This is a genomic window from uncultured Negativicoccus sp. (genome assembly GCF_902480485.1).
Classification (GTDB): Bacteria; Bacillota; Negativicutes; order Veillonellales; family Negativicoccaceae; genus Negativicoccus; species Negativicoccus succinicivorans.
The window spans coordinates 1-10,561 of the sequence record NZ_CABSTC010000047.1 but is presented as its reverse complement, the minus strand read 5'-3'; the positions used below and the strand labels follow the sequence as shown (position 1 = coordinate 10,561).

12 protein-coding genes, 1 other RNA gene and 1 pseudogene are annotated in these 10,561 nt (G+C 51.9%); all 14 read left to right on the top strand.

The features are described 5' to 3' along the window. Nucleotides 1-109 precede the first annotated feature (109 nt). Complete coding sequence (locus RDN69_RS04910) at nucleotides 110-838, top strand: class I SAM-dependent methyltransferase (RefSeq protein WP_273259939.1); 729 nt, start codon at nucleotides 110-112, stop codon at nucleotides 836-838. Further along, nucleotides 820-1,935 carry a Nif3-like dinuclear metal center hexameric protein gene (locus RDN69_RS04905; protein ID WP_273259938.1) on the top strand — a complete coding sequence of 372 codons (1,116 nt, stop codon included), beginning with the start codon at nucleotides 820-822 and terminating at the stop codon, nucleotides 1,933-1,935. Before RDN69_RS04910 ends, RDN69_RS04905 begins: the two co-directional genes overlap by 19 nt. A gap of 32 nt (nucleotides 1,936-1,967) precedes the next feature. Then, nucleotides 1,968-2,306: RNase P RNA component class A (rnpB, locus tag RDN69_RS04900), an RNA gene on the top strand. Between the two features lie 187 nt (nucleotides 2,307-2,493). Continuing rightward, the gene (gene trxA, locus RDN69_RS04895; protein WP_024048523.1) at nucleotides 2,494-2,820 is read left to right on the top strand and encodes a thioredoxin; all 327 of its coding nucleotides are present in this window, start codon (nucleotides 2,494-2,496) and stop codon (nucleotides 2,818-2,820) included. 152 nt (nucleotides 2,821-2,972) lie between these two features. Then, entirely contained in the window at nucleotides 2,973-3,224 is a 252-nt protein-coding gene (locus RDN69_RS04890; RefSeq protein ID WP_024048524.1) for a type B 50S ribosomal protein L31, read from the top strand. Between the two features lie 108 nt (nucleotides 3,225-3,332). After that, nucleotides 3,333-4,160: a DUF1385 domain-containing protein gene (locus tag RDN69_RS04885; RefSeq protein WP_273259999.1), complete on the top strand. Its 828-nt coding sequence runs from the start codon at nucleotides 3,333-3,335 to the stop codon at nucleotides 4,158-4,160. After that, on the top strand, nucleotides 4,147-5,223 hold the full coding sequence (prfA, locus tag RDN69_RS04880; RefSeq protein ID WP_024048526.1) for a peptide chain release factor 1: 1,077 nt from the start codon (nucleotides 4,147-4,149) through the stop codon (nucleotides 5,221-5,223). Before RDN69_RS04885 ends, prfA begins: the two co-directional genes overlap by 14 nt. Then, the gene (gene prmC / locus RDN69_RS04875; RefSeq protein ID WP_273259932.1) at nucleotides 5,223-6,080 is read left to right on the top strand and encodes a peptide chain release factor N(5)-glutamine methyltransferase; all 858 of its coding nucleotides are present in this window, start codon (nucleotides 5,223-5,225) and stop codon (nucleotides 6,078-6,080) included. The genes prfA and prmC overlap by 1 nt, the downstream gene beginning before the upstream one ends. Beyond that, nucleotides 6,077-7,105 (top strand): L-threonylcarbamoyladenylate synthase, encoded by a 1,029-nt coding sequence (locus RDN69_RS04870; RefSeq protein ID WP_024048528.1) that lies wholly within the window; start codon nucleotides 6,077-6,079, stop codon nucleotides 7,103-7,105. The genes prmC and RDN69_RS04870 overlap by 4 nt, the downstream gene beginning before the upstream one ends. Further along, nucleotides 7,106-7,570, top strand: a complete 465-nt coding sequence (locus RDN69_RS04865) for a low molecular weight protein arginine phosphatase (RefSeq protein WP_024048529.1) — start codon at nucleotides 7,106-7,108, stop codon at nucleotides 7,568-7,570. Between the two features lie 63 nt (nucleotides 7,571-7,633). Further along, a complete protein-coding gene (gene rpiB, locus RDN69_RS04860; protein WP_024048530.1) occupies nucleotides 7,634-8,089 on the top strand; it encodes a ribose 5-phosphate isomerase B in 456 nt (151 codons plus the stop codon). Further along, on the top strand, nucleotides 8,082-8,624 hold the full coding sequence (locus RDN69_RS04855; RefSeq protein ID WP_024048531.1) for a TIGR01440 family protein: 543 nt from the start codon (nucleotides 8,082-8,084) through the stop codon (nucleotides 8,622-8,624). Before rpiB ends, RDN69_RS04855 begins: the two co-directional genes overlap by 8 nt. A 26-nt stretch (nucleotides 8,625-8,650) precedes the next feature. After that, a pseudogene (glyA, locus tag RDN69_RS04850) lies at nucleotides 8,651-9,875 on the top strand (serine hydroxymethyltransferase). Nucleotides 9,876-9,886: 11 nt separating this feature from the next. Beyond that, nucleotides 9,887-10,513 (top strand): uracil phosphoribosyltransferase, encoded by a 627-nt coding sequence (gene upp / locus RDN69_RS04845; RefSeq protein ID WP_024048533.1) that lies wholly within the window; start codon nucleotides 9,887-9,889, stop codon nucleotides 10,511-10,513. Nucleotides 10,514-10,561 lie beyond the last annotated feature (48 nt).

Here is a 10,561-nt window from a genome sequence, read left to right as displayed (position 1 = left end):
GAGCAACCGGCTCATAACCGGTCGGTCCCTGGTTCGAACCCAGGTGGGCCCACCACATTGCATTGTAGGACGACTGCGGTCGTCCTTTTTTGTCGAAAGGAGTTCTTGTATGCCGGATGGCGCAGCGCCTTCTATAACGTTGTCACCACGTTTGCAAACCGTTGCGGATGCCGTGCCCGTGTGCGATACCGTAGCCGATATCGGTAGCGATCACGGCTACGTGCCCTTGTACCTGCTCGAAAAAAAGCGGGCGCGTCACGTTATCGTCAGCGATTTACGGAAAGGCCCGTTGGCAACGGCGCGGCAAAATTTTTGCCGAACGCAATGCAGCGCGCAGGCTGATTTTCGTCTGGGCAGCGGCCTGGAAATTTTACAGGCTGACGAGGCGGACGGTATTATTTTGGCGGGAATGGGCGGTCCGCTGATGCGGGAACTTTTACAGGCGCGGCCGGAAGTATATCAAAAGATGGCGTTTATTATTTTGCAGCCGATGACGGGGCAGGCGCTGTTGCGACGAAGTTTGCGGGAACTCGGTCTGAAAATTGATCGGGAATGGCTTTGCGAAGAAGGCAAACACCTCTATGAAATCATTCGTGTCGTTCCCGGGACGCAGGATCTGCCGGAGGAACTCGCGGCGGTCGGGCCCTACCTTTGGGAAAGCCGCTCGCCGCTGCTAGCCCGTCATCTGCAGCGATTAATTCAGCGCGCGCAAGCTCATCGCAACGGTCTATTGCACGCGAAAGAGCGATCTGCGGCACGACAGGTGGAATTATATTCATTGGAGAAACATATCGCACAGTGGAAGGAGATGCTGCAGCAATGCGAATCCGAAAGATAATGCAGGCATTGGAAGAATGGGCGCCGCCGAAATTGGCGGAAGACTGGGACAATGTAGGATTGCTGGTCGGCGATCCGGAGACGGAAGTGACAGGTATTTTGACGGCGCTTGATGTCACGAAAGAAAATATCTGTTATGCGAAAGAGCACGGTATCAACCTCATCGTTGCGCATCATCCGATTCTGTTCAAACCGTTGAAGCAATTGGTCGCCGGAGACCCGGTCGCGGACTTAGTGAGACTTTTAGTGCAAAACGATATCGCCTGCTACGCCGCGCATACGAATTTGGATATTGCGACCGCGGGTGTAAATGATCTGTTGGCGGAGCAAATCGGGCTTGTTGATGTGAAAGGACTTGTACCGACGCATAACGAGCCGTTTTACAAAGTGGCGGTATTCACACCGCAAACGCATGCAGACGCAGTCCGCGCCGCCATGGGAGATCATGGCGCCGGTGCGCTCGGCGATTACTCGCATTGCACGTTCAGTACACAGGGACAGGGACGCTTTTTACCGTTAGCCGGTGCGCAGCCTTTTTTGGGTAATCCGGGACAAATGGAAACGGTCGAGGAAGAACGCGTGGAAGCCATCGTGTCGGCACATGACTTGAACACCGTGATCCGTGCCATGCTTGACGCGCATCCCTACGAAGAAGTGGCGTATGATGTGTATCCGTTGGAGCGACCGCGGGAAACCTCTTACTTGGGACGGATCGGCCGTTTTCCTAAAGCGCTGTCGCTGGGCGATGTGCTCAAGAAAATTCAAACCGCCTTGGAGATTCCGGTATTGCGGTATGCCGGCCAACGTGCAACCATTGAACGCGTTGCGCTTTGCAGCGGCGCCGGTATGGAATTCGCCGATGCCGCGGTGCAGAAGGGCGCGGATTTATATTTGACCGCCGACGTCAAATACCACGAGGCGCAGCGTGCCGCGGCGCAGGGAATCGTGGTAGTCGACGGACATCATTACCACACGGAGATCAAAATTGCCGATCGTCTGGCGGATTATTTAGCGCAAATGCTTGCGACGGATGGCGTTCGCCTGAACATCGTCGCTGATCCTGTGCGGGCAGATATATTTTCATTTTGGGGAAATTGACGACCTGGCAGAAACATGATACACTGTCAAAACGAGTACGAAAGACAATCGCGAGCGTAAGCTCGAGGAAAGTCCGAGCTCCGCAGGGCAGAGTGCCGGATAACATCCGGCGAGGGTGACCTCAGAGATAGTGCCACAGAAATGTAGACCGCCGGCAACGGTAAGGGTGGAACGGTATGGTAAGAGCATACCGGCGGCGGGGTAACCCGTCGGCCAGGTAAACCTCACTCGGAGCAAGACCGAATAGAAAAGGGATGAAGTTGCCCGCTGACCTTTTGGGTGTGTCGCTTGAACAGTCGAGTAATCGGCTGTCTAGAAAGATGATTGTCACGTGTAAACGTACAGAACTCGGCTTATTGACTACTCGTAATAAAAAAATCCGCTACGGCGGATTTTTTGTTTTCAATTTACTCTCGCATAAAGTGCAACAACGCCTGCCGTATCGGTATTTTGATACATATATAATAGGGACAAACTTGACAGACTGAAAGAAAGTAGGTATGATATTGATATAGGATTTCTATATTTTTCGATATATATTACATGAGGTGATACCTAATGGCAAATATTACAGAAATTACCACTGCACAAGAATTTGAATCGGAAGTAAAATCTGAAAAAGGCGCTGTATTGGTTGATTTTTGGGCTTCGTGGTGCGGCCCGTGTAAAATGATTACGCCGGTAGTTGATAAGCTCGCAGAAGAATACGCGGGCAAGATCAAAGTTGTCAAAGTGAATGTGGATGAAGGCGGCGACCTCGCCGGTCAAATGGACGTAATGGGCGTACCGAGCCTCATTTTCTTCCAGAACGGCGAAGAAGTAAAACGAATCGTCGGCAATCGTCCGGATGAACTGAAAGCGGCATTTGCGGAATACGCAAAATAAAATAATTTTGCGCAAACGGTACTGCGGTGCCGTTTGTTTTTTTTGTAAAGTCCACTATAAAATGAGATATCGGTACGTAAATTATCTTGCATTTGACATGGGCATTTGTTATACTATCTTAGTGTCAGTATGTTAAGAAAAGAGGTGCAACTGTGAAGAAAGGAATTCATCCCGAATATCATCCGGTCGTATTCCAAGACGCCGGCGCGGATTACGCGTTTTTGACTCGTTCCACAATGACGTCGAGCCAGACAATTAAATGGGAAGACGGCAACGAATACCCCCTGGTCAATGTGGATATCAGTAGCAAATCGCATCCGTACTATACGGGCCAGCAGCGTTTCGCGAAAGCGCGCGGCCGTATTGAAAAATTCAATAAACGATACGGCAAAGAGAGCGAATAAAAGGGTAGGCAGGCGCGCACAGTGTCTGTCTATTTTTATACATAAAATGAAAGTGGGAATTTGGTGAAAAAAGCTTATGTAGGAGGACAGGCGGTCATCGAAGGCGTGATGATGCGCGGACCGGAATACGTTGCCACGGCGGTTCGTGAGGCCGGCGGCGAGATCGTCGTGAAAAAGGACAGAGTATTGCCTTTAGGCGCGAAGTATCCGATTTTAAGCAAGCCTTTGCTTCGCGGTATGGTGGCGCTTTACGAGTCGCTTGTCATCGGCATGCGCTCCCTGATGTTTTCGGCGCAGGTCGCGGGCGAAGAAGACGAAAAGCTGGACGACAAAGAGATTTATATTACGATGGCGGTGTCGACTGTATTTGCCGCGGTTTTGTTTTTGGCGATTCCGACATACGCGGCTAAATTTATCCCGGGAACGGGTTCCAACCATGTTTTGTTGAATTTGGCGGAAGGAATCCTGCGGCTCCTGATCTTTTTAGCGTATTTATACGGCATTTCGCGGACGAAAGATATTCAGCGCGTATTCGAGTATCATGGCGCAGAGCATAAAACGATTTACTGCTATGAAAAGAATTTACCGCTGACGGTCGAAAATGTTCGCCCGCAATCCCGATTACATCCGCGTTGCGGCACGAATTTTTTGCTGATGGTTGTGATTGTCAGTATTTTTGTGTTTGCGTTTTTAGGTTGGCCAAGTTTGTGGGAACGCTTTCTTTCCCGCATTATTTTGATGCCTGTCGTGGCGGGCCTTGCCTATGAATGGATTCGGCTGGCTGCGCGCAGCGACAATTCGCTGGTGCAGGCATTGGTAAAACCGGGACTGTGGCTGCAGAATATTACCACTCGCCCGCCGGATGACAGTCAGATCGAAGTCGCCATTGCCGCGATGAACGCGGCCAAGCCGCAGGAGGAATATGTTAGAGGATAAATTACAAACGGTGGAAGATACCTTTTTGGATTTGGAGCAGCAAATCAGCGACCCGGACGTTATCGCGCAGCAGGCAAAGTGGCGCGCGTTGATGCAACAGCACGCCGCCTTGGCGGAAACGGTCGAAACGTTTCGCGAGTACAAAAAAGCTGTGGCCGGCATTCGTGAAGCGGAAGAATTACTGAACGATAAAGACCAGGACGCGGATATGCTGACTCTGGCAAAAGAGGAACTCGCTGAGAATAAACAGGCAAAAGCGGAACTTGCCGAGCGGTTGAAAATATTATTATTACCGAAAGATCCCAACGATGAGAAAAATGTCATCGTGGAAATCCGCGCCGGTGCCGGCGGCGATGAGGCGGCTTTATTTGCCGCGGAATTAATGCGCATGTATACGCATTACGCCGAAGCACAAGGCTGGCATTGCGATTTGATCGATTGGAATGAAACCGGTTTGGGCGGCTATAAAGAAGTCGTCTTTTCGATCACAGGAGTCGGCGCGTATTCCAAATTGAAATATGAAAGCGGCGTACATCGTGTGCAGCGCGTGCCCGAAACCGAAAGCGGCGGTCGTGTCCACACATCGACGGTGACGGTGGCGATTTTACCGGAAGCGGAAGATGTGGAAATCGAAATCAAACCGTCGGATCTGCGCATCGATACGTATTGCGCATCGGGGGCCGGCGGTCAGTACGTCAACCGTACGGAAACCGCTGTACGCATTACGCATTTGCCGACCGGCCTGGTAGTGACCTGCCAGGATGAGAAAAGTCAGGCCAAAAACAAAGATAAGGCAATGCGCGTACTAAAAGCGCGCCTTTACGATTTAGCGCAACAGGAAGCGGATGCAAAACTGGCGGCTGCCCGTAAAAGTCAAGTGGGAACCGGCGATCGTTCCGAACGCATTCGCACGTATAATTTTCCGCAAGGCCGCGTGACGGATCATCGTATCAATGTAACGATTTACCAGCTGCAGGCGGTACTTGACGGCGATTTGGAAGAATTATTATCCGGTTTGATTGCCGCGGATCAGGCGGCCAAACTGGCGGAAAGCGAGAACTGATGGCGAACGAGCTCTGGACGATCGGTCGTATGTTGCAATGGCTGGTGGCGTATTTTACCAAGCACGAAATCGAAAACCCGCGTTTGGATGCCGACTTATTGGTAGCGGAAGTGCTTGATGTCAATCGACTGTATTTGTATACGCACTTTGAACGTCCGCTCGAAGCGTCCGAACTCGCCCGACTGAAAACATATATTCAATGTCGCATCGAAGGCTACAGCGTCGCGGCGATCGTCGGTAAAAAAGAATTTATGCGCTTGCCTTTCGTGGTGACAAAAGATGTTTTGATCCCGCGTCCGGCGACGGAAACGCTCGTGGAAACGGTACTGGAGCACTGCGGTGAAACGCCTTTGCGGGTATTAGATATCGGTACCGGCAGCGGCGCGATCATCTTGAGCCTTTTGCACTATCGTCCGCAATGGACGGGCATCGCTTGCGATATCTCCGCCCCCGCCTTGGCGGTTGCGAGGCAAAATGCGGCACGTTTGGAAGTAAGCGATCGCGTGGAAATAATCGAGAGTGATCTTTTCCATTCCCTTGCCGATCAAACATTTGATATCATCGTGTCCAATCCGCCGTATATTCCCAATGGGGAGATTGAAGGCCTTGCGCCGGAAGTGCGGAACGAACCGATGACTGCGTTGCGCGGCGGAGAAGATGGCTTAGCCATCTACCGCCGAATGATTCCGGCCATGGTACCTCATTTGCGCAAAGGCGCACTTTGTGCGGTGGAGATCGGCGCGGAGCAGGGGGCTGCGGTAAGCGCTCTTGTGCGTGAAGTGAACGCGTTCAGCGAACCTGCCGTCAGGCAGGATCTGCAGAATCTTGATCGTGTAGTTTGGTGGAAACGGATATGAAAACAAAGTATGTAATAATTGATCACTCACGGCCGCTGGGGCCGCAGGTGGCTCCATGGGGCGAAATTCTGCGGGCCGGCGGCCTTGTCGCATTTCCGACGGAAACGGTATACGGGTTAGGGGCCAACGGCTTGGATAGTGAGGCGGCGAAAAAAATTTATGTTGCCAAAGGACGTCCGAGCGACAATCCGCTGATTTTACATGTGCTGGATCGCGACGGCCTGGCGCCTTTGGTAAAGGAAATTCCGCCGCTTGTTGACCGACTTATTTCCGAATTTTGGCCGGGACCGCTGACGTTGGTATTGCCGAAATCGGATATCGTTCCGACAACAGTGACGGGGGGCGGTGCGACGGTAGCTGTACGGGCGCCGAGTCAGCCGGTGGCGCGCGCTTTAATTGCCGCGGCAGGCGTACCTTTGGCCGCGCCCAGCGCGAATTTGTCCGGACGGCCGAGTCCGGTGACCGCGCCGGCGGTGCGGCATGACTTGGACGGCAGAGTGGATGTCATTTTAGATGACGGCGCTTGCCGGATCGGCTTAGAATCGACCGTGGTATCACTGCAGGAGAATGAACTTGTCATATATCGACCGGGAGCGATTACCTTGGAAATGCTGTCCGCCTTTGCGCCGACGCGTTTGGATACGGCGCTTGTCACAGGTCAAGGCATTCCGAAAGCGCCGGGCATGAAGTACCGTCATTACGCGCCGCGTGTACCGGTGTATTTATATACGGGAGAAACTGAAAAAATTCGCGCTGCGCTGGCAAAAACGTACGACTCTCGCCGCGGCTACCTGGTAAGCGCCGAGACGGCGCGCGCCTTACCTGCCGGTGAGAATATCTATATTTGGGGCGAGGCAGCTGACGCTGCAGCGTATGCGGCGCATTTATACCAGGGCTTATTGTATCTTGACGAGACGGCGGCGGAGGAGGTTTATGCCGAAGGTATTTCCGATCAGGGCATCGGGCTTGCGGTCATGAATCGCCTTTTGAAAGCGGCCGCGTACCAGGTTCGAGAGGTGAAATAAATGAAAGTCGTATTTGTATGTACGGGCAATACCTGTCGCAGTCCGATGGCGGAAGCGATGTGGCGATATTTAATGAAAGATGTTACTGACGATTCACACACGGTCCATTCGGCGGGCTTGGCACCGGCCATCGGTATGCCGGCGGCGCCGTTGGCAGTGGCGGAATTGTCACGTCGTGAGATTCCGTTTTCCGGGCATACCGCAAAAGCATTGACACGGGATATGTTACAAAATTCGGATGCGGTCGTGGTGATGACGCAAAGCCAACGCGATCTTTTACGGCGCTCGTTCGGTGAGCTGGAAAAGAAAATCCAAACACTTGGCGAATGGAGCGGTTTGGGCGGAGAGATCCCCGATCCTTTCGGCGGTGACGCAAGCTTGTATGCGCAATGCGCAAGCTCGATTTGGGAGCATCTCGCAGCGGCGAAACAAAGACTCTATCCGGAGCATGGCGACACAAAATAAGTGTACTTTTTATGCCCTTACCGTCTGTTTTATGGTAGGATAGAACTACCAAGGAGGGATATGATGAAGATAGTGATCGGCAGTGATCATGGCGGATTTCATTTGAAAGAAACGATTCGTCGTGAACTCGCAGAGGAAGGTTATGAAGTAAAAGATGTGGGGACTCACTCGTTAGATTCTTGTGATTATCCCTTAATTGCGCAGGATGCCACTGCGGCGATACTCGCCGGTGAAGCCGAGCTGGGCATTTTGATTTGCGGCACGGGGATCGGTATCGGCATCGCTGCCAACAAAGTGCCGGGCATTCGTGCCGCGCTTTGTCATGATGTCTTTTCCGCGAAAGCATCGCGCGCGCATAATAATGCCAACATTTTGACGATGGGAGAGCGCGTCATCGGACCGGGCTTGGCGCTGGAAATCGTACACGCCTTTTTGGAAGGTCAATTCGAAGGCGGTCGTCACGAGCGTCGGGTGAATGAAATTACAGCACTGGAACAGGGAGGCGCTGCACATGAGTGAAATATATGAACAGACCAAAGCGGCTTTTACCGAGCTTTGCGAGATCGCGCAATTTGCTCCGCAGGACGTAATCGTGGTTGGCGGTTCATCCAGTGAAATTCGCGGCGGTCATATCGGCAAAGACAGCTCCGCGGAAGTGGGCGAAGAAGCGATCAAGGCATTGATGGAAGTGGCGCAGGCGCAACATTTGGAACTGGCGATTCAATGCTGCGAACATTTAAACCGCGCGCTGGTTGTCGAACGCAAAACGGCGGAACGCCTACATTTGCAGCAAGTCACGGTCGTGCCGTGGCTGCATGCGGGCGGTTCTTTTTCTACCAATGCGATGGCGCTTTTTAACGATCCGGTCGTGGTGGAAGAAGTATCGGCGGCGGGCGGCTTGGACATCGGTTGCACGATGATCGGCATGCATTTGCGTCGCGTGGTAGTGCCGGTACGATTGCAGCAAAATCATATCGGGTCGGCTTTGGTAGTCGCGGCTCGAACAAGATTTCCGCTGATCGGAGGCGAACGAGCCCGGTATACAAAAGCATAAAATTTTCATTGAGTAGGAGGATGATCATGCGAAAATTACGCGAACAGGATGCAGAATTATTTGCTTACATTACCGATGAATTGCATCGGCAGCAAAACAAATGGGAACTGATTGCTTCAGAAAACTTTGTCAGTGAAGCAGTCCTCGAAGCCCAAGGCAGTATTTTAACGAATAAATACGCTGAAGGGTATCCGGGAAAACGTTACTACGGCGGCTGCCAATTTGTCGATAAAGTAGAGAATTTGGCGCGCGATCGAGCCAAAGAACTGTTTGGCTGTGACCATGTTAACGTGCAGCCACATTCCGGTTCACAGGCCAATTTCGGTGTATATTTCGCGTTGCTCAAGCCGAATGACACGATCATGGGCATGGACCTTTCCCATGGCGGCCATTTGACCCACGGCAGTCCGGTCAATGTTTCGGGCAGCTACTTCAATGTCGTTTCCTACGGGGTGGATCGGGAAACGGAACGTATCGATTATGACGCGATGGAAAAAATCGCCCGCGAAGCGAGACCGAAGCTGATTATCGGCGGCGGCAGCGCGTACTCGCGGATCATTGATTTTGAACGTATGGCGGCGATTGCGCATGCCGTCGATGCAATTTTCATGGTGGACATGGCGCACATTGCAGGTCTTGTCGCGGCGGGTGTACATCCGAGTCCGGTGCCGTTTGCCGATATCTACGCACAAAACTTTGCGCGGACCTCGCGGTGGTATGATCATGGCGACGGAAAAATATGCGAAGGCCGTTGACAAAGCGATTTTCCCGGGCATCCAGGGCGGGCCGTTGATGCATGTCATTGCCGCCAAAGCGGTAGCTTTCGGCGAAGCATTGCAGCCGGAATTTAAAGCCTATGCGAAACAGATTATCGCCAATGCCAAAGTACTTGGCGACACATTGGTGGAAAACGGTTTGCGTGCCGTCACGGGCGGTACGGACAATCATTTGTTGCTGATTGATGTACAAGGTCTCGGGATCACCGGCAAAGACGCGGAACATGTTTTGGATGAAGTGGGCATTACCTGTAACAAGAATACGATTCCGTTCGAAACGCAAAGTCCGTTCATCACGAGCGGTATTCGTCTCGGTTCGCCGGCCTTGACGACACGCGGTTTCAAGGAAGAAGATTTCAAAACGGTAGGGCGTGTGATCGCGTCTGTTTTGAAAGCACCGCAGGATGCATCCGTCGCGGAAAAAGCACGTAAAGAAGTCGCGACACTTTGTGAAAAATATCCGATTTATAAATAACGGGAGCGCTTATGGCTGTACATATTCTGGATCATCCGCTGATTCAACATAAAGTCACTTTAATTCGTGACAAAAATACAAGTTCCAAAGATTTTCGTGAACTTCTGCAGGAAATTACATTGCTGATGGGTTACGAAATCACGCGTGATTTGCCATTGGAAGATGTCGAAGTGGAAACGCCGATCACTAAGACGATAGGTAAACGTCTGGCCGGCAAAAAAATGGGCATTGTGCCCGTACTGCGTGCCGGTCTCGGCATGGTTGAAGCGTTGCTTGATTTGATTCCGAGTGCGCGCGTCGGTCATATCGGTTTGTATCGTGATCCGCAAACATTGAAGCCGGTGGAATACTATTGCAAGTTGCCGTCCGATATCGGGGAGCGCTTTTTCATCGTTACTGACCCGATGCTTGCGACCGGCGGTTCGGCTTCAGCTGCGATTACGCTTTTGAAAGAGCGCGGTGCGAAAACGATTAAGTTGATGTGCCTTGTCGCGGCCCCGCAAGGCGTTGAAGTGGTACAAAAAGAACATCCCGATGTGGATATCTATGTAGCGGTTCTTGATGATCATCTTAACGAAAAAGGATATATTGTTCCCGGTCTGGGCGACGCGGGCGACAGAATCTTCGGCACTAAATAAAAAAGCTGCGCAAGCGGCTTTTTTATTTTACTTTATGTGAAATCAAAA